Annotated in this window: 21 protein-coding genes and 1 pseudogene; 6 read left to right on the top strand and 16 right to left on the bottom strand. The window is 44.7% G+C overall.

Translation table 11 applies throughout. The annotated features are described in order from the left end of the window. The first annotated feature begins 735 nt into the window (after positions 1–735). Positions 736–858 carry a hypothetical protein gene (locus H6F92_RS26620; RefSeq protein ID WP_261779520.1) on the top strand — a complete coding sequence of 41 codons (123 nt, stop codon included), beginning with the start codon at positions 736–738 and terminating at the stop codon, positions 856–858. A gap of 144 nt (positions 859–1,002) precedes the next feature. Further along, positions 1,003–1,794 (top strand): annotated as a pseudogene (locus H6F92_RS22585) (IS1634 family transposase); the annotation flags it as partial. A gap of 497 nt (positions 1,795–2,291) precedes the next feature. Here H6F92_RS22585 and menB read toward each other — a convergent pair. Continuing rightward, positions 2,292–3,125, bottom strand: coding sequence for a 1,4-dihydroxy-2-naphthoyl-CoA synthase (menB, locus tag H6F92_RS22580; protein WP_190359598.1), 834 nt, complete (start codon positions 3,123–3,125; stop codon positions 2,292–2,294). Positions 3,126–3,312: 187 nt separating this feature from the next. On the opposite strand from menB, the gene H6F92_RS22575 reads away from it, so the two are divergent. Next, a complete protein-coding gene (locus H6F92_RS22575; RefSeq protein WP_190359569.1) occupies positions 3,313–3,486 on the top strand; it encodes a type II toxin-antitoxin system HicB family antitoxin in 174 nt (57 codons plus the stop codon). 55 nt (positions 3,487–3,541) lie between these two features. On the opposite strand, the gene H6F92_RS22570 is transcribed toward H6F92_RS22575, so the two are convergent. From H6F92_RS22570 to bchD, 7 genes are all read right to left on the bottom strand, one after another. After that, a complete protein-coding gene (locus H6F92_RS22570) occupies positions 3,542–4,483 on the bottom strand; it encodes a glycosyltransferase family 2 protein (protein ID WP_190359568.1) in 942 nt (313 codons plus the stop codon). 54 nt (positions 4,484–4,537) lie between these two features. Beyond that, positions 4,538–5,221 carry a 2-C-methyl-D-erythritol 4-phosphate cytidylyltransferase gene (gene ispD, locus H6F92_RS22565; RefSeq protein ID WP_190359567.1) on the bottom strand — a complete coding sequence of 228 codons (684 nt, stop codon included), beginning with the start codon at positions 5,219–5,221 and terminating at the stop codon, positions 4,538–4,540. A gap of 229 nt (positions 5,222–5,450) precedes the next feature. After that, positions 5,451–5,849 carry a DUF1824 family protein gene (locus tag H6F92_RS22560; protein WP_190359566.1) on the bottom strand — a complete coding sequence of 133 codons (399 nt, stop codon included), beginning with the start codon at positions 5,847–5,849 and terminating at the stop codon, positions 5,451–5,453. Between the two features lie 176 nt (positions 5,850–6,025). Continuing rightward, on the bottom strand, positions 6,026–6,676 hold the full coding sequence (locus H6F92_RS22555; protein WP_190359565.1) for a hypothetical protein: 651 nt from the start codon (positions 6,674–6,676) through the stop codon (positions 6,026–6,028). Positions 6,677–6,862: 186 nt separating this feature from the next. Then, positions 6,863–7,753 carry a hypothetical protein gene (locus H6F92_RS22550; protein ID WP_190359564.1) on the bottom strand — a complete coding sequence of 297 codons (891 nt, stop codon included), beginning with the start codon at positions 7,751–7,753 and terminating at the stop codon, positions 6,863–6,865. Between the two features lie 10 nt (positions 7,754–7,763). Continuing rightward, the gene (locus H6F92_RS22545; RefSeq protein ID WP_190359563.1) at positions 7,764–8,267 is read right to left on the bottom strand and encodes a hypothetical protein; all 504 of its coding nucleotides are present in this window, start codon (positions 8,265–8,267) and stop codon (positions 7,764–7,766) included. A gap of 277 nt (positions 8,268–8,544) precedes the next feature. Continuing rightward, entirely contained in the window at positions 8,545–10,542 is a 1,998-nt protein-coding gene (bchD, locus tag H6F92_RS22540; RefSeq protein ID WP_190359562.1) for a magnesium chelatase ATPase subunit D, read from the bottom strand. A 292-nt stretch (positions 10,543–10,834) separates the two neighbouring features. On the opposite strand from bchD, the gene H6F92_RS22535 reads away from it, so the two are divergent. Then, positions 10,835–12,517 (top strand): hypothetical protein, encoded by a 1,683-nt coding sequence (locus H6F92_RS22535; protein ID WP_190359561.1) that lies wholly within the window; start codon positions 10,835–10,837, stop codon positions 12,515–12,517. A 1,149-nt stretch (positions 12,518–13,666) separates the two neighbouring features. Here H6F92_RS22535 and H6F92_RS22530 read toward each other — a convergent pair. Further along, positions 13,667–14,950: a TldD/PmbA family protein gene (locus H6F92_RS22530; RefSeq protein ID WP_190359560.1), complete on the bottom strand. Its 1,284-nt coding sequence runs from the start codon at positions 14,948–14,950 to the stop codon at positions 13,667–13,669. Between the two features lie 208 nt (positions 14,951–15,158). On the opposite strand from H6F92_RS22530, the gene H6F92_RS22525 reads away from it, so the two are divergent. Both H6F92_RS22525 and H6F92_RS22520 read left to right on the top strand, forming a co-directional pair. Then, positions 15,159–16,031, top strand: coding sequence for a Uma2 family endonuclease (locus H6F92_RS22525; protein ID WP_190359559.1), 873 nt, complete (start codon positions 15,159–15,161; stop codon positions 16,029–16,031). Between the two features lie 275 nt (positions 16,032–16,306). Continuing rightward, positions 16,307–16,927, top strand: a complete 621-nt coding sequence (locus tag H6F92_RS22520) for a metalloprotease (protein WP_190359558.1) — start codon at positions 16,307–16,309, stop codon at positions 16,925–16,927. 51 nt (positions 16,928–16,978) lie between these two features. On the opposite strand, the gene H6F92_RS22515 is transcribed toward H6F92_RS22520, so the two are convergent. The 7 genes from H6F92_RS22515 to H6F92_RS22485 all read right to left on the bottom strand — a co-directional run bounded on the left by H6F92_RS22515 (position 16,979) and on the right by H6F92_RS22485 (position 22,203). Continuing rightward, the gene (locus H6F92_RS22515; RefSeq protein ID WP_002742489.1) at positions 16,979–17,149 is read right to left on the bottom strand and encodes a high light inducible protein; all 171 of its coding nucleotides are present in this window, start codon (positions 17,147–17,149) and stop codon (positions 16,979–16,981) included. An 88-nt stretch (positions 17,150–17,237) separates the two neighbouring features. Then, positions 17,238–17,966, bottom strand: coding sequence for a Bax inhibitor-1/YccA family protein (locus tag H6F92_RS22510; protein WP_043999493.1), 729 nt, complete (start codon positions 17,964–17,966; stop codon positions 17,238–17,240). 360 nt (positions 17,967–18,326) lie between these two features. Beyond that, the gene (gene chlG / locus H6F92_RS22505; RefSeq protein ID WP_190359557.1) at positions 18,327–19,307 is read right to left on the bottom strand and encodes a chlorophyll synthase ChlG; all 981 of its coding nucleotides are present in this window, start codon (positions 19,305–19,307) and stop codon (positions 18,327–18,329) included. A 6-nt stretch (positions 19,308–19,313) separates the two neighbouring features. Further along, positions 19,314–20,390 carry a Get3/ArsA fold putative tail anchor-mediating ATPase NosAFP gene (locus tag H6F92_RS22500; RefSeq protein WP_190359556.1) on the bottom strand — a complete coding sequence of 359 codons (1,077 nt, stop codon included), beginning with the start codon at positions 20,388–20,390 and terminating at the stop codon, positions 19,314–19,316. 22 nt (positions 20,391–20,412) lie between these two features. Next, a complete protein-coding gene (gene petP / locus H6F92_RS22495; RefSeq protein ID WP_002742483.1) occupies positions 20,413–20,604 on the bottom strand; it encodes a cytochrome b6f subunit PetP in 192 nt (63 codons plus the stop codon). Between the two features lie 240 nt (positions 20,605–20,844). Continuing rightward, positions 20,845–21,177, bottom strand: coding sequence for a hypothetical protein (locus H6F92_RS22490; protein WP_190359555.1), 333 nt, complete (start codon positions 21,175–21,177; stop codon positions 20,845–20,847). A 129-nt stretch (positions 21,178–21,306) separates the two neighbouring features. Further along, the gene (locus tag H6F92_RS22485) at positions 21,307–22,203 is read right to left on the bottom strand and encodes an ABC transporter permease (RefSeq protein WP_046661061.1); all 897 of its coding nucleotides are present in this window, start codon (positions 22,201–22,203) and stop codon (positions 21,307–21,309) included. Positions 22,204–22,294 lie beyond the last annotated feature (91 nt).

Here is a 22,294-nt window from a genome sequence, read left to right as displayed (position 1 = left end):
ACCATACCAAGTCCCGAAGAGCCCTCTTTTGCCCTTTGTCTCCCGCCTTAGGGCGGGTCGATTTTTTTTTTTGAGCCGTAGGTTGGGTTGAGGAACGAAACCCAACCCAATTATTTAAAAGAGCCGTAGGTTGGGTTGAGGAACGAAACCCAACCCAATTATTTAAAAGTGTTGGGTTTCACTATCGTTCAACCCAACCTACGATCTACTGATTATTTATTCCCCTTTTTGCATGAGTGCATGAGAGCCGTAGGTTGGGTTGAGGAACGAAACCCAACCCAATTATTTAAAAGAGCCGTAGGTTGGGTTGAGGAACGAAACCCAACCCAATTATTTAAAAGTGTTGGGTTTCACTATCGTTCAACCCAACCTACGATCTACTGATTATTTATTCCCCTTTTTGCATGAGTGCATGAGAGCCGTAGGTTGGGTTGAGGAACGAAACCCAACCCAATTATTTAAAAGAGCCGTAGGTTGGGTTGAGGAACGAAACCCAACCCAATTATTTAAAAGTGTTGGGTTTCACTATCGTTCAACCCAACCTACGATCTACTGATTATTTATTCCCCTTTTTGCATGAGTGCATGAGTAGAAAAGGGGTTTCTCGGAGAAACCCCTTTTCTGTGGGTTACTCAAGGGATTTAGGATAATATTGGTGCGTTACGTCGCGTATGTAATTAATGTAAATTAAATAATATTGTCGCGCTCCTAACGCACCCTACCTACTCATTTCCCTTGTTTCAAGGCTCTGCCTTAAAGCAATATTCAGGTAGAACCGGGGAACGAGATAATGCTCTCATTGACCAACTCAAACAAGGAGCGATCGCCGATCTCGGAAGGGGCGTTAATGTTATGTAATGCACCTCAACTAACCTATTTTAGCTAATCCTTGTAGTAAAATGAAACAGGACACTCGACTTAACCCTTAACCTTACAAAAGTCATCATGAATATTCAACTAAAACCCAATCAAGAACAATTTATCCAAAAACAGTTAAAAAGGGGGATAGAACCAAGATGGTTGCTAGTTGAAAGTCAAGCTAGAAAAGAATCAGACTTGAAAAAATTAGAGAAAAAAATCGAGCAGGAAAAGAATTGGGCATAAGAAAAAATCCGGCAACTATCCCGAAGAGAATTTGAGAATAGAGCGGTGGCGTTGGCGATAGCCAAAGGATTATCTGACTCCTTAAAATATCATCAGTTAACGGAGATTAAAGTCAATCTCATTCCGCCTGAGACGAGAGCGGTCAAAACTCAAATCAAAAGACGATTTGCCCTCTCAAGGCTATCAGGTTCAAGCCGAATTAGAGTTGAATTTGTCCGCCATTGAGAGGCTAAAGAAACGAGCAGGACGATTCGTTTTAGCGACTAACAAATTGGCGAAACAACGATTGAGCAGTGAGGATATACTCAAAAAATATAAAGGGCAACAAGCGCCGGAAAGAGCATTTTCTTTTCTTATCTCAAAGACCCCTGCTTTTTTGCCCACAGTGTCTTTCTCAAATCTCCCCATAGAATTGAGGTCATGGCCATGCTCATGGGCTTGTGCCTGCTGGTTTATACTATTGGTCAAAGACAACTTCGTCTGAATTTAAAACAGCAGGAGACGGGACTCAAAAATCCGTTGGGTAAGTCAACTGACCGACCAACATTACGCTGGATATTTCAGAACTTTCAAGGAATTCATCTCCGACCTATTCAAGACAATCAAAAGATTAGTAACTTAACGGATGAGAGGCGCAACATTTTGAGATTTTTTCCCAAACCTGGCCAGGAATATTATCTCTTATCTTGACCAGATGGATTGACTTCCAGGGGTGACAAAACAAAGGGAGCAACTGGAACATCTCCCCCTAGATGTTAAGTCTGATTGCTCGGTTATTCTCAACAAGCACTGTTTATTGAGAATGACCGGGGGAACCCTGAAATTTTCGGCTTAGTTGGTGGCAGCTTGCCGCCAACTCACTCCTCTAGATAAGTATTTTGACTCAGGCATCTTCCTCTTTTGAGACCTTGTGACACTTAGGGTGCGGAATGTGGGTTATATTTAATTCCACCCACCCACTTATAGCATTGAAATTTTAATGGCGATTCCAGCGAGAAGATAGCTGGCGAGCCTGAATCTGAAGGAGCAGCCAGCCTTTTAGCTATCAGCCATCAGACTTCGGCGTGAGCTTTTGTCGAACGCTTTTTTCTCCTCACTTCCCCATTCCCCTATCTCCCCATTTCCCACTTCCCACTTCCCACTCCCCACTTCCCACTGATTACTGTTTACTGTTTACTGATCACTGATTAGGGTAGCCAAGGATATTGACTAAAATCGGGGGGACGTTTTTCCAGGAAAGCCTGTTTACCTTCGGCTCCTTCGGCGGTCATATAGTAGAGTAAAGTGGCATTGCCCGCTAACTCCTGTAAACCCGCTTGACCATCACAATCAGCATTAAAAGCCGATTTTAGGCAGCGAATCGCCAAGGGACTTTTTTCGAGAATTTCTAAGGACCATTTAATCCCTTCCCGCTCTAATTCCTCCACCGGGACGACATGGTTAACCAAACCCATGTCTAAAGCTTGTTGGGCGTTATACTGCCGACAGAGAAACCAAATCTCGCGAGCCTTTTTCTGACCGACCACCCGGGCCAGATAACTAGAGCCAAAACCGCCGTCAAAACTGCCCACTTTCGGACCGGTCTGGCCGAAAATGGCGTTATCCGCCGCTAAGGTTAAATCACAAACCAAGTGCAAAACATGACCGCCCCCGACCGCATAACCTGCCACCAGCGCGATAACTACCTTGGGGATGGAGCGAATTAATTTCTGTAAATCCAGCACATTGAGCCGGGGTACGCCATCATCGCCAATATAACCCGCCTGACCGCGCACCGTCTGATCGCCGCCGGAACAAAAAGCATATTTGCCGTCGCTGTGGGGACCTGCACCCGTGAGCAATACTACCCCAATGCGGGCATCCTCGCGAGCATCACAGAAAGCGTCGTAAAGCTCAAAAACTGTCTTCGGACGGAAGGCATTACGCTTATGGGGGCGATTTATAGTGATTTTGGCGATTCCCCCCCATTTATGGTAAAGAATATCCTCGTAGGTTTTGACGGATTGCCATTCAACGGTCATAGTCTCGGTTATCGGCACAGCTTTTTTACCTTACCTCATTTTGTCCCCCACTTTGAAGCGGGGAGTGCCAGAATAGGGGAATGGATAGTTGACGGACAAGGTTTAAAGCTGATTCCCTTCTTGCTGTTTTCTGGATATTTATTCAAAATATATTGATCCTATTTGCTAACTTTAAAGAGGTAAAAATATGATTACAAGTAATAAAACTAATCTTGAATCATTAGAGTTTTATTTGGGGTTAAAATATCCAATAACAATTTATCCTGATGATGACGAGGGCTATGTATCAGAAATTAAGTATCTTCCAGGATGTTTCACTCAGGGAGAAACCATAGAGGAAACCTTAATCAGTAAACAGTAATCATTGAACTGAAAACTCACATCTGATAACTGATCACTGATAACTGATAACTGAATTAAAGCCATTCGATTTCTTTAGCTTTTTCGGGTAATTTGACCGTGGCTTGTCCTTGGCTGCGGGACTGAAACCCAATTAAATCGAGGGGAGTAGCCAATAAATCTACTATATCAGCTTTACCAAACAGTAACTTGAGAGTATTTTTTGGTAGCTCTTTTAATAACCAACGACCGAGACGATAAATTAATTCGGAACTGGTAAAATTCCTTTGTAAATCACAACCATGTAGTTCATGTAAATAGCGATTTGAACGGCCGTAGCGTTGAAATTGACTGCGAAAACTCTTGATAGTCGAACGATGACGATGGCAAATAACGGCGGTGGGTGCATAGGCTAATTGCCATTGAGTTTCTCGTAAAATTCGCCAGCAGATATCGGCATCGCCGCCTGTGGTTAAATAGGGACGAAATAAACCAACTTTCTCAAAAGCGGCTTTTCTAATTGCTAGATTAGCTGTTTGACCGTAGGGAGAAAAAGGGTGTTCTAAGAGAAATTTTTGCGAGAGAATCTCTCGACGTTCAGCATATTTTTCTAGGATCGAGTTACCAGTTAAGGCGAGTATTTCCCCCGCAACGATACCGATATCAGCATCACTAAAGGGTTTAACTATTTCTGCTAACCATTGATAGGAGGGACGACAATCGGCATCGGTGAAAACTAACAGATCATAACGGGCAGTTTTTATGCCTAAATTACGAGCTGCGTAGGAACTTTGAATCTGATTTTCTGTAAGCACAACTAACGGAAATCCCGACTCTTTACTCTCGATCACTGCCTGTTCTAAAATAGACCCGGTTTGATCGCTGCTATTGTTATTTACGAGAAGATACTCCACTTGCTCTCGGGGATAGGTTTGACTTTGCAAACATTTGAGCAAATCGGGAAGATCATCTTCACCATTGTAGATGGGAATGATTACTGATATAAAGGGAAAAGTCATCAGAGACCGCCTAGAGTTGACCGCTACCTAGTCTAATACAATCACTGTCAACTTTTATGGCAAACGTTGACTTAAAATATATTCGGCAATTGCCAGATCCCCCGGAGTAGTAATTTTTAAGTTAGTTTCTTCACCGACGACAATTTTGACGGGAAAACCACATTTTTCTAATAAGGCGGCATCGTCGGTGACTTCCCAAGCTAATTTTCGGCCCTGTTCATGACATTCTTTTAATAATTTTACCTGAAAACCCTGGGGCGTTTGGGCTGCCCATAACCGCGAGCGATCCGGTGTATCCTCAATCCAACCCTTGCTATCGACAATTTTAATCGTATCTTTCACCGGAATCGCCGCTATGAAACCCTGACAGGTGGCTAAAGCGACAGCACAGCGATCGAATAATTCGGGAGTGGCTAAACAGCGCGCCCCATCGTGAATTAAAACCGTCTCAGCCCCCTCTGGTAGGGCTTGTAAGCCATTGTAAACCGATTTTTGTCTGGTTTCACCTCCTTGGATGATTTGCACGGGTTTAAGGGCATTTATAGGGGTGATAATTGCTCGGATCTCCTCAAAGTCTTCCGGTTGTGCCATGATGCCAATCCAGATAATTGCCCTAGATTCCATGGCAGCCAGCAAAGTCCAAGCGAGGAGCGGTTTTCCGTGCAGGGTGAGCAGTAACTTATTGCGATCGCTGCCCATCCGTTTACCCATTCCCGCTGCTGGAATTAACAAATACATATTTTTTTCAGGTAAAAAGTTAAGAATTCAGTGGACAGGAGTGGGGAGCTTTTTGGTTGTTAAGTAAGTGGCTTCAATTAAATTGAAGATAGATTTTGTCTTTGATCCCCACTGCCCCCCTTGATAAGGGGGGTATCTGACAATTTTTAACACCCACCTACTTATTTGTAAACAGTAATCACTGTCCGGCTGATGGTTAATCGCTTAAATAACCCAAAAACTATGCCTCTTAAGAGAATAAATCGAGGGGAAAGTGACCATAAGTACCGACTAATTGATCATTTTCTGATTGACAAGAAATCAGAACACCGCGATAGGTTCCCGTGTAGGAATCGAGATAGGAAGCTTGTCTTTGGGTACTGTATTTAATATACACCGCTCCCGGTTCTGGCTGGTCTTCTGGGAGAGTATTAGGTAGGGGGTATCCTAGGGCTTGTAGATAAATTTTCAGGGCTTTAAATCCCTCTTCATTGTTATCGGCACAGATACCTAAATTAATTGATTCCGAACCTTGGTTAACTAATAAAATTGCCTGTCTTAGAGCTTCTTCTTCTTCAGGGGATTGGGCAATTTTTAGTTGAATACAGCCATATTCTTTTAGGAGTTTCAAGGCTTCTTCAATAGACATGAGCGGTTAGATATGTGGGGCTAAAGATAAAAAATAAGCTGGTGCTGCTGTCCTTAACGACAAATTCCCAAGAAAAAAAGCCCTAAATCATTGAGATTTGGAGATAGGAAAATTTTGCATTGGTCTTAATCGTAAGATCGCCAATTTCGATCATATCAGGTTGGGGACAAGAAAATTTATCGGGGTTGTTCGATCGCTCCATTTTGTGCGGGCATTTCACTCACTGCTTTTTGATAGCCAAAGTAAGCACCTATAATAATTCCAGCACCAAAACCGATCGCTAGGTAAGGCAAAATTATACTGAGGGGAAAAGAGGAGTGTCTCCGATGAGATAGGGAAAATCGCTCACCAGTGGCCACAATATTCTCAGCAGCTTCAGTGAACTCCTCCGGTTTCTCTAGGGCTTTTTCTTCGGTTGTTTCAGAGTCTTCCAAAGCTTCTGGGGCATCTTCTCGGTCATTTTCGGCGATTTCTGCGGTTATTATCGGCAAAGAGTTTAATTTGGTGACACGATTGACGATTAAATCATCTTGACTCAGGGTTATCGATTCTTCCCAAGCGGGGATATCGGATGCCTCGGTCATACCGTAAACGATCACTTGTTCTAATCCATCGATGCCCAAGCTTTTGATTTCTGCCGACAAAAAAGGTAATAACTTGTGTTGATTAGGTATATTTTTGGATTGAACTTTTAGAGTCAGGGCATTTTCTTGTGGGGTGGCTTCAATAACCTCTATTTTTCTGGTTAAGAGACTTTGGTTAAGTAGAGCAATAATAGCGGCTGGATGCTGGAGTTTAGCGGCATGGATAAGTTGTGCCTGATTCATGACCTTGAGGGGCTAAGGAGGGGATATTATAATACTAAACCCTGTGGAAAAGGTATAGGAAAGTGGGTGAGTGCCGGAGCAGGGGGAAACAATCCATAACTGGGTTTTTAAAGTTGAATTGGGACTTAATCATGCTATTAAAAACCGATTTGGTATCGGTCTGTCCATCCCTGCCCCCGGTGCCACTTAAATTTCCGCCACGGCTCTTTCGATTAAACGACGAGCCAGGGTTTGAATGCCAGTATGTTCATAGTAATTAGTCGTCATATCGAGGAATGCACCGACATATACCAATTTATCGGCAGAAAAGTCGATAAATCCCTGAATTTTGCTCAATAATCCCTGCTGGGTCAAATCGCGCTCGCTGACAAAACCACTCATCCAACCTTTAGTCGAGTCGAAACTTTGACCGATAAAGTCTAATTTTCTGGCAGTATTTCCCCCCGGAATCAATTCTTTAATACTGCCGAAAGTGGAGTTAGATTCTAATTCTTCCGGCCTGAGAATGCTGAGGGTGGATTCCACTTTGCGGATAAAACTGCCCCCCAGGGGAATTAAACCATCCAAACAAACTAACGCCGCCATCCGCATCAGGGATTCGCCGCTATAATCTCCCAGAGAAGCGACGAAATCATCGATACTATCCCCCGGAATGCCATTAATTTGACAAAAAGCGACTAATTCGGTCACTAATTTCAAGGTTAGATCGATGGTTTGCGCTTTTTCGGGGGCAGGGGTTAATTTTTCGATTAAACCGCCCATGAGGGGAATTTTACCACCGACGGCATTAGCAAGAGAGGCGGTGGCTAGGGCATTATCGGCGCTGTCGATGGTTTGGTAGAGCCAGAGCGCCCGTTGATAGCCCTGGGATTTATCATTAAACAACCAAACGGCTCGATCGCCAATCTGTTGAATCATGCTTTCGTCGGTTTCGCCGGTGACTTTGATAATCGTATTTTTAAACCCGACTAGGTTATCCCACTGCCCCGGCACCACATAATCAAGGGTTTTGAGGACTTTGACGGTGAGATTATTCGTCGGTAATTTGTCCACCAGTTCAAAAATTGGCTTACTCACGGATGTCTCCTTACTTTAATTTTGCTAGACCATCTAAATCGAACTTAGCTAACCAAGTTTGGCGATCGCTGGCGGTAAAATCGGCCTCCCGCGATAAAACCTTGACTTGATAGCGATTATTGACTAAAACGGCGCTGGCGGTTGCACCCTGTTCCACAGAGGGAAAACCTTTAATCGTGGTTTGACTGTCTTGGAATTTATTGGCCGCAGCGGGATTATTGCTGATATCAGATATGGCTAACATGGCCAGAACTTTGCCATCTTGCTTCAGTTTTGCCTCAGCAAAGCCTTTTTTCTCCTGGGTATAGACGCGCTCGTATCCTCCCCCGGAAGGCGGGAAAAACTGATTAAAACTGCCGCCAGAGGTGGATTCTTTCACCACTGCCTCCGCCCCGCGAGCGGTACTTTCTTGTTGCGCCTGGTCAAATTGCGAGGGAGCTTTAGCACAGGAAGTTACTAGCAAAAGTGTCGCTAATACCCCTGCTATCAAGATTTTGCCAAATCGAAAGCTCATAGTTATCTTAATTAAAACTTGCTCATGTTTGTTTGTAGTATATCTCTCGCTTATTGCCGATTATTGTTAAGTTTTTCCGGATTCTGCCACACCAGACCAAAAAAAACAGAAAATCAGCAAAATTCGAGTCAATAACGAAGGCAGGAGGCAGTCCCGATGAAAAAATTTTCACCCCCACAGATGAAAGAGGTTTCCTTCCCTACACCCCACACCCCACACCCTACACCCCACACCCCACACCCTGCCCCCGGGAAAAACTTTTTGCCGCAAACCCCAGCTACAGTCCCGCAATTGCCCCTCGCGCCATAGATGCGATCGCTTGTTCCGTAGCCCGGGGTAGATGATAATATTTACCCCCGGCTTTTAGGGCTAATTCTTTGGCAAAACCGGTGGAGACGAATTTTTTCTCCGTATCGATAACCAGCAGTTTAATGCCTAAAGAGCGAATTTTAGCGGCAATATCGAGCAGTTCTGCCTTAATATCGGGTTTTTCCCCCTCCGGAATCGGTTCGCCTAAAGATTTCGCCAAAGGAATATTACTTCTACCGTCGGTAATCGCCACCACCACCACTTGACCGATATCCCCCGATAAACGGGCATTCATCCCCACATGAACCGCTTGGGTTAAACCGTGGGCTAAGGGGGAACCGCCGCCACAGGGCAGGGTTTCTAGACGTTTTTTCGCTAGGGTAATCGATTTGGTTGGTGGCAATAGTACATCTGCTCGCTCACCCCGGAAAGGAATCAGGGCAATCTGGTCGCGATTTTCGTAAGCTTCCGTTAACAGACGCATGACCGCACCTTTAGCCGACTGCATCCGATTCAGGGCCATGGAACCGGAGGCATCGACGACAAAGACAATTAAAGAACCGGCCTTGCGGGCCAGCCGTTTTGAGCGCAGATCCCCTTCTTCTATAATCACATGACGTTCGGGATTCCTTAAGCGACGGGCTTTTTGATAGGGGGCGGCCGCCCGGAGAGTGGCATCGACGGCGACTCTTTTTACCTTGCCCCGGGGTAACATCGGCTTAATATAACGTCCCCTATCTTCCGAGAAAATCAGGTTACGCGCCCCCGATTTTCCCTGACGCTGGGCCATCTGGGCAAAATACAACACACTGGGATCCAGTAAAACCCCTTCCGGGTCGAAAACAAATTCTTCCGGCAAATTATCCGGCTGTTCCGGCTCTTTTTCTTCCTCTTTCTCCTCCTCTTTTTCTTCCTGTTCCTGCTGGTTTTCGTCTTGGGGCGGTTCCGGTGGTGGCGGTGGTGGTGGTGGCTGTTGTTCCTGTTCCGGGGGTGGTGGCGTAATCAGCGATCGAGGTACAATAACTAATTCGACGGCCCTTTTTAAGTCATCGGCACTGACTAAATCCCGACCTTCTAAAGCAGCGGCGGCCTTGGCTACTCTCACGGCAAAAATCTCGGCGCGATGACCTTCTACCTTACCGCGCACCGCTTCCTCCACTAGATAACTAATTTGTTCGGGTTTAATTTTTACCTCTTTTAACCATTCCCTCGCCAGAATAATTTCGGTTTTTAGATCATCGATTTCTTGGGCATATTGGGCGATAAAAGCGCTGGGAGACACAGCATACTCGATCGCCTGATTGACGGCGGTGACTCGTTGGTCTAAACTAAGGACACCATCGGCGGAAAGAGCAATGGCAATTCTATCTAATAAATGGGTTCGTAAATCCCCTTCTTCTGGGTTATAAGTAGCGATCAGGATTGGTTTACAGGGATGTTGAAAACTGATGCCTTCCCGTTCGATTTGGTTACGTCCTTCGCTTAAAACTGTGAGTAATTGGTTAGCAATTTGGTCATCGAGTAGATTAATTTCATCGACGTAGAGAATTCCCCGATGGGCGCTGGCTAATAAACCGGGTTGAAAGACTGGTTCCCCCTGTTTCACCGATTCTTCCACATCGACGGAACCCAATAAACGATCCTCGGTGACTCCTAGGGGAATCTGCACGAAAGGGGCCCGGATAACTTCCGTGGGGACTTCTCCACTGCTATATTCTTCTTTAGTGCGATCGTCCCATTCGTCGGCATTGTTGGGATCACAATTAAAGACATTACCTGCGATAATTTCGATCGGTGGCAGTAGGGAATGTATCGCTCGCGCCATGACTGATTTGGCGGTTCCCCGACGACCGGCAATTACCACACCCCCCAGGGCGGGATCCACGGCGGCTAAGAGTAGGGCTAATTTAATCGCTTCTTGGCCGACAACGGCAGTCAGGGGAAAATTGAGGGTCAGAGTGGGCATAGATCTAGATTCAGGCGGCCAAATTCTAGTGTAAAACAGAAGCTCACTGGTCTGGCACTTTTCCTCTTTTGATTCCCGAACTCAGATTTTAAGTAGGTAGGCGTTAAAAATTATCAGACACCCCCCTTATCAAGGGGGGCAGGGGGGATCGAACCTAAAATCCCTTTTTAATTTAATTATAACCAGCTACTTAGCTGCATCTCGATGGATTTCTTCCTCCCCGAACCGATCGAGAAGTTGCCGGGTTAATCTAGGATTAGCTCCTGATAACGGCTGTAGAGAGGACAAAAATATGATAGCGACAATAATCGATCGCCTTACGGAAACCAACCCGCAAATTATGCGAGAATGGCAAGGAAGATTAACCCCGAAAAATATCTCGATCGCCTCAGTCATCTCCCTAGTTGGTCAATTATTAGTTTATTTATACTATCAAAATCTCTTGCCAGTAGCGGCGGGATTTAGTCGTTACTGTACCGCTAATCCCCCTCATAACAACGATTATGAGCCCTATAGTGGGATTAAATACTGCATCCAAGACCTAAATGGTCAATGGATGATTATCTCCCGGTTATGGTGGTTGGATATCTTCACTTTTCTGAGCATTACCGGCATTTTCGCTCTTTTAGTGGTGGGAACCTATCAATTAATCGCCGATCTTTCCGGGGAAGAACGCCGGGGTACACTTAATTTTATCCGTCTGAGTCCCCAACCCGCCAGAACGATTTTTATCGGCAAAATTTTCGGGGTTCCCATTCTCCTCTATCTCGTCTGTCTTCTCGCTTTACCCTTTCACTTGGGGGCGGGTTTATTAGCAGGTATTCCCTTGTCGTTAATTTTAGCCTTCTACGGGGTTCTGATCGCTAGTTGTGCCTTTTTCTATCATGCCGCCCTGAGTTTCGCTTTAGCCACGCCATGGTTAGGGGGATTTCAACCCTGGTTAGGCAGTGCTGCAGTCTTAATCTTTGTGTTTTATAGCACTATTGTTACTTTATCGGGCTATGGCGGTTCCCGTACCCCCTTTGATTGGTTAATTCTCTTTAATCCTAGTTTTGTCCTCCCCTATCTAGTTAAATCTACCTTTCTCCCCCCCGATGCGGTACGCTATCTAGGAATCTCACAAATCTTCGGGCTGCGTTGGTACGGTCAATCTCTCTGGCAATCGGTTATAATGGGTATTAGCTTAATTTTGCTCAATTTTTCCCTCTGCACCTACGGTTTAACCAGAATTCTCCAGCGTCGCTTCCATAATCCCCTCGCTACTCTTGTTAGTAAACCCCAAAGTTACTGGATGATGGGCTGTTTTAGCGCTATTAGCCTAGGTTTTGTCTTCCAAACGCTGGAACCGAGCTATCTTTTCGATAATTTTGCGATTCTTAGCGTTTTTGTGGCAATTTTTGGCTTGTTAATCCTTTTTGCCCTCACTCCCCCCCGTCAAACTCTCCAAGATTGGGCGCGTTATCGTCATCTGCAAGGAAAAACGGGCATTAGTCTGGGGAAAGCTTTAATCTTTGGCGAAAAAAGTCCTTCTACCCTAGCCATGGCTGTTAACGTCGCCATTGCCATTTTATTCATTCTTCCCGCTATTTTTATCGCCCCTCTCCATCAATATAAACTAGCCACTGCAGCCGGGTTTCTCTTGGCAATGAACATGATTTTAGTCTATGCCGCTATCGCCCAATTATTGATATTAGCCAGCACAAATAAACGCGCTTTGCTGGCAGCCACTAGCATCGGCATTTTGATTATTTTCCCCTTTCTCTGTTTCGCTGTCTTGCGAGTTGATCCCAGTCAATCTCCGCTGTTATGGTTTTTTACTTTTCTTCCCATTGCCGCTACTAAATACGCTACACTTCCCTCTTTCGCTTTAGCAATCTTCAGTCAGTGGTTGGGTTTAACCCTCCTCGGATGGCAAATTAATCGGCAATTAAATCGCCTTGGTGCCTCGACAACTAAAGCGTTAATCCCGGGCTGAAAAATACCGACTCACAGGGGGGATTAAATAATATCTCTTTGGTTAATTTTCTCCCCTTGAGTGTCGGTTAATTTTTTTTCCCAAAAAAGCTTGACAAAACCCCACGACTTGACAGATAATTTCTTATATAATGGGAATCCGTGCCTGCCTGCGAACCCCCTTTTTTCAGGTCAAATAAAGCCCCAAAAAATTAGGCATTGTCAGATCAGAATAATTTCAGTTCCGGTGCTGATTCGGAGCATCTTTCAATTTGACAACGCCTATTGTAGGGCTAATTCCGGAATTAGCCCTACACCTAGTAATTTCAGTTCCGGTGCTGATTCGGAGCATCTTTCAATTTGACAACGCCAAAAAATTAACCCCAAAAAGTAGGGGGAGTTAGTTTCAGTAATCAGTGAACAGATAAGTAGCTAGACGCGGTTAATTACACATATCTAACTACCTGTTACCTCTTGCCTTAAGAAGCTGCCGACAATTTTCTCCCCTTGAGTATCGGTTAAATTTTTTTTCCCAAAAAGCTTGACAAAACCCCACGACTTGACGGATAATTTCTTATAGAATGGGAATCCGTGCCTGCCTGCGAACCACCTCTTTTCAGGTCAAATAAAGCCCCAAAAAATTAACCCCAAAAAGTAGGCTGAGTTAATTTCAGTTCCGGTGCTGATTAGGAGCATCTTTCAATTTGACAACGCCTATTGTAGGGCTAATTCCGGAATTAGCCCTACACCTAGTAATTTCAGTTCCGGTGCTGATTCGGAGCATCTTTCAATTTGACAACGCCAAAAAATTAACCCCAAAAAGTAGGGGGAGTTAGTTTCAGTAATCAGTGAACAGATAAGTAGCTAGACGCGGTTAATTACACATATCTAACTACCTGTTACCTCTTGCCTTAAGAAGCTGCCGACAATTTTCTCCCCTTGAGTATCGGTTAAATTTTTTTTCCCAAAAAGCTTGACAAAACCCCACGACTTGACGGATAATTTCTTATAGAATGGGAATCCGTGCCTGCCTGCGAACCCCCTCTTTTCAGGTCAAATAAAGCCCCAAAAAATTAACCCCAAAAAGTAGGCTGAGTTAATTTCAGTGAAAAGTGAACAGTGAACTGAAAACTCACATCTGATAACTGATAACTGATAACTGATAACATTTTTACCCCACCACCGATAAACTATCAACGATTAGCGAGGGAGTATAACAGGAGCCATTCCATTGATTATCGGCTCCCAAAGCGATTAAATTCTGCAAAGCTGTATAAACATTTCCCGTCACCATTGTATCTTTAACTCGTCCGGTGATTTTGCCCTTTTCTATGCGATAACCCAGATCGATATTGACAGAAAAATCGCCCGAAATATCGGCCCCATGACCTAAAATTTGGTCAATAACTAGGCCTTCGTCTATTTGCGAGATTAAATCCTCTAAAGTTCCCTCTCCCGGTGCCACGATTAGATTAACTAAATCTGGCATAGGATAAACCCCTAAACTAGGACGAAAACCGTTTCCTGTCGGAGGAGTTTTTAATAATCTGGCCGTGGTACGATCGCTATAGAATTCTTTAACTCTACCTCCCTCAATTAAAGATAAAAATTTGGTAGGAGTTCCCTCATCATCAAAGGGACAACTATAGGGTTCTCGCTCCGGTTGTTGGGATAAAGTCAACTTTTCCGACATCACCAATTGACCGATTTTATCACTCCAGGGCGAGGATTTTTCTAAGATCTGTTTACCATTTAAAGCCATCTCCACCGTACCCCATAACAGGGTAACTGCATTAGCCGTCAATAAAATTGGTAATTTTCCCGTGGGACTATCCACATTATTGGCTGCCCATTGTAGTCGCTGCAATAACTGTTTAATTACCGTTTCGGGATGAGGTGTACTGCGAGTATATTCCCCATCATAAACTGCGAGAAAATCCTCCCCCCGCACCCATTCAATCCCCAGATAATAACTCAAAGCTGTATCGGTATATTGACAATATAAACCCTGAGAATTAACTAAACGGGTGATTTCCCGTTCACATTCCCATTCACCACTACAAATAACCTCAGGGTAAACTTGGCGAATTTGGCCAATCATTTGATTACCCATCTCGATTAAAGATTCTACCGCCACATCTTGCCCAATCGGGTCATAAATTGCCCGTCGTGGTGCCGAAAATTCGATTTCTTCGGGGGCATTGAGATAGGATAAATTTAACGCTGTTTCTACTAAAATTTCCGGTTCCACATCACCATAACCCACCGCTAACCCCGGACAACCCTCGCGCCATAATCTTAAGGCAGTTCCCACGGATTCAGAACTTTCTAGCTGTTTGAGACGATTAGCCTCAAAAAAAACGGGATGGGAAAGGGAGGAAGATTGATAAACTTCGGCTGCCACCGCTCCCGATTTGAGAGCTAGTTCGATGAGTTGTTGCGGATTGATCGTCATGGTGATAGTTTTTGAGATGATAGCTATCTGATTATCTCAAGCCCCGGCGCTTCGGTGCAAACACCGCTCATAAGACTGCAGCGAGTTAAAAAATTTTTGCTTATTCATCAATATTTTTGAGCAAAGATGATCAAGTTGGCAATGAAGTTATCATAGAATCGATCGAGAGTCAAAAATATGGATACTCCCACCTAGAGAGGCCGAAAAAATGACGATTGCCAAAAGCGACGAAACTGCCACCTCTCCGGCACTGATAGAAGAAGATTTCGAGGACTTCTGGGAACCCCCCCCACCCCCCACAGACTTAATTTTTGATGATGGTGAACCCTTGGAAAGCAACCGACACCGCATTGCCATGAATGTCCTGATTCGCTCCCTACACCAGGGTTACGGCGAACGAGACGACTTCTACACGGGTGGCAATATGTTTATTTATTTCAGCCGCGAACAGGCGAAAAATCGCGATTTTCGCGGGCCAGATTTCTTTGCTGTTCTTAATGTCGATGGCAGCAGAGAGCGACAGGGTTGGGTAATTTGGGAAGAAGAGGGACGTTATCCTGATGTTATCGTGGAATTAACCTCTCCTAGTACTGCGAGAACCGATAAAGTGCGAAAAAAGGCAATTTATGAGGGAACCTTCCGCACGCCAGATTATTTCATCTACGATCCTTTTGATGCCAATTCTTTACAAGGATGGCATTTAGGGTCTGACCAACGCTACCATTCTTTAGAACGAAACGAGCGCGGCTGGTTATGGTGCGAAACCTTAGGCTATTGGTTGGGAACTTGGGAGGGTACTATTGACCGAGAAACGGCAATTTGGGCCAGATTTTATGACCCAGAAGGCAATTTAATCCCCTTGCCAGAAGAAGCGGCCCAGGAGCAAGCGGCCGCGGCACAGGAGCAAGCGGCTGCAGCACAGGAGCAAGCGGCTGCGGCACAGGAGCAAGCGGCTGCGGCACAGGAGCAAGCGGCTGCGGCACAGGAGCAATTAAATGCTACTCAGCAAGCTCTGGAAGCGGAAAGACAGCGTTCTCAACGGCTGGCGGCTCGTTTGCGAGAAATGGGGATAGACTTGTAGTACAAGTGTAAGGAATGTTCGGGGTGGGGAGATGGGGAAATGACCTGATGGGGAGCTTTTTGCCTGACTGACGAGCAGATTTTCAACACAATCAGTGGTCGTGCCAAATTAATTTCCTCAATCTTGACGACAAATTCTGTAAACTTCGATCAAAAGTCGCGTAAATTCTGTATTTTCTCTGGAAGTCTTAGATATAGCCTTTAGAATTTTGATCGTAGCGCTAGGCTAATTCAGATCAATTAAACTTCTTCCTCACTCCCGACTTTGTTAGTATCATGAAACCTAACTCTGGCCGTAAACGGTTATTATCCCTGATATCTGCTGTTTCCTGTGGTTCCCTCTTGATTTTATCCCCTCTAGCCCAGAGAGCGCAAGCAGACGATATTACGGATGCCCTAGAAGCGGTAATTGAATATACGGCTCAATTACACCAGATCAATTTTAAGTATTTGTTAAGCAATGGCCCGATAACCACTCCCTGCGGGGTAATTTCCCTAGCGGCTTTCTGCACTGTAGATAATACAATCTACGTCAATCTCCAGCAAGTTACTCGCATTAGTGATAATCCTCTATTTCCCCTTTACGCTGTCGCTCACGAGGCTGCTCACGCTGTTCAGTGGAATCGGGGTATCGGTGGCATTGATGAAGGCGGAATGAGCATCGGCATTGAATTACAGGCCGATTGTCTAGCGGGAGATACCCTTTCCTGGTTATTTACCGAAGCGAGAGGTTTATCCAAACAGGATTATATAATAGCAGGAAAACTTCTAGCGGAAGCGGCATCGGAAGTGGGCGATTTTGAGGCTCCTAATCGCTCCCACGGCACACCGCAACAGCGAGGTGATTCTGTCCTGCAAGGATTCTATGGGGAAAATCATCAAGCTTGTATGCGTTAACTAACACTCAAGGCTCTATTTCCCCTAGAATGCCTAAAAAAGCCTAAAAAACTACTGTAACCCTAACCAAGATAGCAGACCTTGGCCAGTGAGATACTCGATCAACAGGGTGATCACAAAACCAATCATAGCGGCTCTACCGTTGAGGCGCTCGGCATAGTCATTAAAGCCAAATTTGGGGTCTTCTAATTTGGGGGTTTGAGTCGGTTGCGGTTCAGTCATGATCTTTACAGTCCGTTTACATTTCTTTACTATTCTAGCGGAGTTAGAACTTAGGTGGTAACTAATTTCTAACTCCTCTCTATTTGCCCTAATCCCGACCGTTAAGAGCGATTAAAAGGCGCAGAATAAAGATAAATAGGTTGATATAGGTCAAATACATCGATAAAGCAGCACTGAGATACTGTTCATCTCTGTAGGTACGGGGCAAGATGTAAAAGTCCACCACTGCGGAGCCAGCAAACAAGAAAACCCCGATGCCAGAAATAGCGATTTCTAACCAGGTGGGAGTAGCGCCACCAAAGATAGAGAAAATTAGCTGACCAATGAGAACAATAAAGAGAGCGAGAATACCGATGCTAACGGTTTGAGTCAGTGCTAAACCGTCTTTTTCCGACAGATTCGAGCCAATATTGCGTCCCAAGACAAAAGCGATGCCGCAACCGAGGGCAGCAATTGCCACTCCTCGCAAACCAACACCGGAAGTACCTAGGGCCACATAGACGATTCCACTGAGAGTATAGCCAGAAAGAAGACTATAGAGAGTCAGCAGGGGCAGAGCAGTGCCTGTATTGCCTCTTTCCGCAGTATTACGGGCGACAAAAAATAAAATAATCTCGGCAATCAGAGCGACAAAGAAAGTCGGGAAGAAAATCTGGGGATAGGATTGGATCACACCTAAACCGCCATAGGTTCCCACCGCAGTTAAAATTAGACCGCCACCGAGATAGGGTAGGGCCTTGGGGATAACATTGGGGCCGATAAGTGCTTGGCTTTTAGCCTCGCGTAAAGCTTGACGAAAGTTACTGGTATTACTCATGGTGACTAGGTTCGAGATACTTGTCTCAATCAATCTTGTTAAACAGAAACTATTCTTGATTAGTTCGTCAAGAATGGCGAATCGGAGGGAAGAAAAAAAGGTAAATTTTTTCCCCGGCATCGATTCCCTCTTGATTGTAACGAAAAGACTAGGGATCGAGCTAAGTAGTCAGGTGTTAAAAATTGTCAGATGCCCCCCTTATCAAGGGGGGATTAAGGGGGGATCGGTACCGAGGGGGGGATCGAACTCAAAATCTATTTTCTCCCCTCTTGACGGATCAAGTTACCGTAAACAGAAGCCCAATGCAAGGCGATTATGTCCCATAAACTGGATATTTCCAGTTTTTATTAATTACAATCTTCAGAGTATCCCCTGACCTAAAGCCAAACCTGTCACCAACATTCCTAACACTAGAAAAGGCTGAGCGCTGGCTTGATATTTGACATCATTTTTGAGCGGATCCCGCAGAAAATACATATCTTGGAAAGTGATCTGAGGGATAATTAATAACAGTAAGATAGCGGCATAAAGATTCTGATGAATACTAATCAGATAGCCCGCAATTCCCGCTTGAAAAACATCGATCATAATCACGCAAATCCAAGCCGCAGTGGTAATTCCAAACATAACTGGCAAGGATTTTAAGCCTAATTTTTCGTCACCCTCCACACTTTTAAAGTCGTTAACTACAGCAATGCCTAACCCCGCTAGACTATAGATGAGGGTTAGGATCATAATTGTCCCATTTAACTGACCAAAAAGGGCGTGACCTGCCCACCAAGGTAATGCTATATAACTAGCACCGAGGGCATAATTTCCCAGCCAACCATTTTGTTTTAATTTTAAAGGTGGCGCTGAATAAATATAGGCGATAAAAGAACCAAATAGGGTTAAACAGAGCATGATCGGGAAATCATGACCGGCCCAGCGATCAAGAAGATAAGATATTCCTAACCCAGCTGCTAATAAAACCAAAATCTGGCCGACTACTTGGGGAATAGAAATTGCCCCTGAAGGAATTGGGCGATAGGGTTCATTAATTGCATCGATTTCTCGATCGTAAAAATCATTTAAAGTTTGGGTATAACCAGTCATCAACGGACCGGAAAGTAACATACAGGTGGCCGCTTTTAAGACATCTTCTAAAGACCAAGTATAATTACCCGATGAAGCTGCCCCACAGACAACCCCCCAAATTAGGGGAATCCAAGTAATCGGCTTCATCAATTGTAAGCGGATTTTCCAGAGGGAAGTTTCTGCCGATGAGGCCCCTTTCATGCCCAATAATTGGCGAGTTTTGGCCGCTCGATCGTCCTTGTTTTCTATCTCGGTGTTTGACATAATCCCTTAAAAAGAAATAATTAAGTAACCGTCTTGGAATTTTGCCCCTTTTACCGCTCGTCCGGTCAGAGGCGGTGGTACATCAATATTACGCCGTTGATCCCCGGCTTCGATGGTTAATTCTGGACCCGATTGCGTCAGTTTTACCTGTTTTTTCTCGAATCCGGGTAAATAAACCTTGACCTGAGCGGCTGCCGTATCGATTATTAACGGTTTGGGCGGCTGCACCGTGAGAAAATTGGGTAACTCGGCGATTAACTCCTGCCAATCTTCTCCTTGACGGTCGGGTAAAATCGCAGCCGGCAGCGGTGCAAAATCCTCTGTAGCACTCTGGCAGCGATTAAAAATCACTCCCCCCACATTTAAACCGATTTGCTGCGCCGCACCCCAAAGATATTTGGCATCTGCGATCGCAATTGGATCATCATTGGTGACTAGATAGGCTAAAACTCGCCGAGGATTAGCTAAAGCGGAGCGCCCCTCGTCTAGGATGTTATTATCGCCCTTCTGCCCTAAATCTTGGGGATTAAAGGAGAAATTCAGCACGGCGGCGGCGATTGGTTGGAAAAAGGGAGAAAGGGTGCGACCAATCTCAGAATCGCTGAAAACCTGCCGAAAACGCCGTGAATACCAGCTGCCCACCTCTGGAATCCCTAACATTCGCAGACTGTTGATATCTCCGCTGCCGTCGTAGATGATGACATCGTAATTTCCGCTTTTATCCTGTTCCCGCAGGAAATTTAAAGCTAGAGCTTGATCCATTCCGGGTAAAATGCCCAACTCTTGACCATAAACATTTTTCAAGGTGGGAGAACGCAAATACTGCTTTTCTAATTCCTTGACTTCTTCCCAACTTTTTTCTAGTAATTGAGTACTACTAAGCTGGATAACCGAGAGATTAGGGGCAATTTCGGTAATGGAGGAGCTAGGGGAGGCCTTGAGGAGTAATCCCCAAGCGGGACCAGAATCTTGCCCGATCAAGAGAACTTTTGACCCCAGACCAGCCATTTTTCTTGCCGAAGCGATCGCTATTGTACTGCGACCGCTGCCCCCCTTGCCCAAAAAGGTCAAAATTAAGGACATAATTAATTCCTAAGCATTGTATTTAGATGAGTTTGAGTTCATCCTCAAAAAACCAAGTAGCGGTCTTATCATCGAACTGGACAACAGCACCAACACCGCTGCCATCGGTCATCTTAAAGTTTTTGATGACACCCACTTTACCCAATTTACCCGCTACGTCCGAGTTAACGCGGTCTCTTAAGCGACAGACCTTGACTTTTTGCCCGATTTCCATTACTTCCACAGTTTTAATAAGACGATAATTCAATAAACCAATCCTAAGTTTAATATAAATTCGTGTAAGATAAACCCCCCCAATGATCTTCGGTCATTAGTCTTTCTAAGATCATCTGCACTCAGCGATCATATATACTAGAACATTGAACAAAATCAACTTCTTGCTTAGTATAGGCAATAGGCAAGAGGTAGTTAGATATGTGCAATTAATTGTGTCTAACTACTCAAAAAAGGAGTTTTATTTGGTTTCTGGGGCAGGATTTTGCAGATTTTCTATTTGTTCCCTTTGCTTGCGTTTAAACTCCTCGGCCGCTTCGTTGATATTATTGAGGGTGTCTTCCTGAAATTCCGATCCGTCCCGGCTACGGCGAAAATTACTATTATGAATCAAGTCTAAAGGATTAAAACCACCGAGACTATCCCTGCCATCGGAACTACGTTCATTTTTTTGATAATCCGGTTGACTGGGGTTCAAGCTTTGAGCTAACACTTGCGAATTAAAATCAGCCCCGACTAAGAAAATAGTAGCTAGGAATAAAGACGATTTGATCAACATTTTTTGAGTATTCATAATCTAACTAACTCCTCAGAAAATTATCTTGTTTTTGGTTGTGAGAAAGTTACCAGCTTTTCAGTTATCAGTAAACTGATAACTAATAACTAATAACTGATAACTGATAACTGATGACTGATAACTGATTTAAGCAAAACGACGACGAAGTAAGGGCTGAATTGCTAAAAGGATTAGCAGATCAAAAGCTAAGAGCAGGGCTAAAACTGTCAAGAAATTGAGGTCAAGCCAAGGGGTTTGTAAGACTATGCTATCAAAAGACCAGTGCTGATTGAAATAAATATAACGGATCGGTTCGATCGCATAGGTAAGAGGGTTGAGACTAGCGATTACTTGTAACCAATCTGCCATAAAGTTTAAGGGAGCGAGGGCGGTACTGGCAAATAAAAGCGGTAAATTGGTGACGAAAATGACGGCGATTAATTCGATATGTCCGGGGAGAGCAAAGGTTAAACTGAGACTTAAGGCAGTCATACCCAAAACTATTAGGAAAACAATCAAAGCGATCGCACCTAATCCGGCTAAACTGGGCAATCCTGCCCCTAAAAAGGCACTAGCAGCCACGATCGAGGCGGTTTGGATGAAACTGAGGGCGATAATATAGATGGTAGAAGCGGCCACGATCGAGTAACGAGTGGTTAAAGGTGCCACCAAGAGACGGTTAAGGAAGCCAAATTCTCGATCGAACATTACCGGCAAACCGGCATTTAAGGCCCCAGAAAAAGCGGTAAAGACAATCACCCCGGGGGCGAGAAATTTAGCATAACTGAGATCGTTGCCGAATAGTCCCTGGGGGGCATTATAAAACAATGCTCCAAATAAAATCAGCCACATAAAGGGCTGAATTACCCCCGCGATTAGGGTTGAAGGACGACGTTGTAATTGGATGAACAGACGTTTAGTCATGGCCAGAGTTTCTTGCAGAAATTCCCCTAGCACATTTCCCCCATCGTCCACCGTTGCTGCTCTAGTGGGATTGGGGGCTAAACTAGCTTTTAAGGAAGAAGGTGTGATCGTTTGGCTCATGAAATATTTACCTCTAATGCAGTCTTAACGGGTAATTTAGATAGTCAACAGTTTATCAGTGATCAGATGGCTCTCTTGGGGTTCCGGTGAG

Origin of the sequence: Microcystis wesenbergii FACHB-1317 (assembly GCF_014696875.1) — a bacterium.
Taxonomy (GTDB): domain Bacteria; phylum Cyanobacteriota; class Cyanobacteriia; order Cyanobacteriales; family Microcystaceae; genus Microcystis; species Microcystis wesenbergii_A.
This window is presented reverse-complemented; position numbering and strand designations above follow the sequence as displayed.

Excerpts from the sequence above, each read along its gene's own strand:
- ispD (WP_190359567.1), bottom strand. The coding sequence starts at position 5,221 with ATGTATTTGTTAATTCCAGCAGCGGGAATGGGTAAACGGATGGGCAGC.
- H6F92_RS22490 (WP_190359555.1), bottom strand. The coding sequence starts at position 21,177 with ATGAATACTCAAAAAATGTTGATCAAATCGTCTTTATTCCTAGCTACT.
- H6F92_RS22485 (WP_046661061.1), bottom strand. The coding sequence starts at position 22,203 with ATGAGCCAAACGATCACACCTTCTTCCTTAAAAGCTAGTTTAGCCCCC.
- H6F92_RS22515 (WP_002742489.1), bottom strand. The coding sequence starts at position 17,149 with ATGACTGAACCGCAACCGACTCAAACCCCCAAATTAGAAGACCCCAAA.
- H6F92_RS22525 (WP_190359559.1), top strand. The coding sequence starts at position 15,159 with ATGACGATTGCCAAAAGCGACGAAACTGCCACCTCTCCGGCACTGATA.
- H6F92_RS22570 (WP_190359568.1), bottom strand. The coding sequence starts at position 4,483 with ATGACTTTTCCCTTTATATCAGTAATCATTCCCATCTACAATGGTGAA.
- menB (WP_190359598.1), bottom strand. The coding sequence starts at position 3,125 with ATGACCGTTGAATGGCAATCCGTCAAAACCTACGAGGATATTCTTTAC.
- chlG (WP_190359557.1), bottom strand. The coding sequence starts at position 19,307 with ATGTCAAACACCGAGATAGAAAACAAGGACGATCGAGCGGCCAAAACT.
- H6F92_RS22560 (WP_190359566.1), bottom strand. The coding sequence starts at position 5,849 with ATGTCTATTGAAGAAGCCTTGAAACTCCTAAAAGAATATGGCTGTATT.
- H6F92_RS22530 (WP_190359560.1), bottom strand. The coding sequence starts at position 14,950 with ATGACGATCAATCCGCAACAACTCATCGAACTAGCTCTCAAATCGGGA.
- H6F92_RS22520 (WP_190359558.1), top strand. The coding sequence starts at position 16,307 with ATGAAACCTAACTCTGGCCGTAAACGGTTATTATCCCTGATATCTGCT.
- petP (WP_002742483.1), bottom strand. The coding sequence starts at position 20,604 with ATGGAAATCGGGCAAAAAGTCAAGGTCTGTCGCTTAAGAGACCGCGTT.
- H6F92_RS22535 (WP_190359561.1), top strand. The coding sequence starts at position 10,835 with ATGATAGCGACAATAATCGATCGCCTTACGGAAACCAACCCGCAAATT.
- H6F92_RS22500 (WP_190359556.1), bottom strand. The coding sequence starts at position 20,390 with ATGTCCTTAATTTTGACCTTTTTGGGCAAGGGGGGCAGCGGTCGCAGT.
- bchD (WP_190359562.1), bottom strand. The coding sequence starts at position 10,542 with ATGCCCACTCTGACCCTCAATTTTCCCCTGACTGCCGTTGTCGGCCAA.
- H6F92_RS22510 (WP_043999493.1), bottom strand. The coding sequence starts at position 17,966 with ATGAGTAATACCAGTAACTTTCGTCAAGCTTTACGCGAGGCTAAAAGC.
- H6F92_RS22555 (WP_190359565.1), bottom strand. The coding sequence starts at position 6,676 with ATGAATCAGGCACAACTTATCCATGCCGCTAAACTCCAGCATCCAGCC.
- H6F92_RS22545 (WP_190359563.1), bottom strand. The coding sequence starts at position 8,267 with ATGAGCTTTCGATTTGGCAAAATCTTGATAGCAGGGGTATTAGCGACA.
- H6F92_RS22575 (WP_190359569.1), top strand. The coding sequence starts at position 3,313 with ATGATTACAAGTAATAAAACTAATCTTGAATCATTAGAGTTTTATTTG.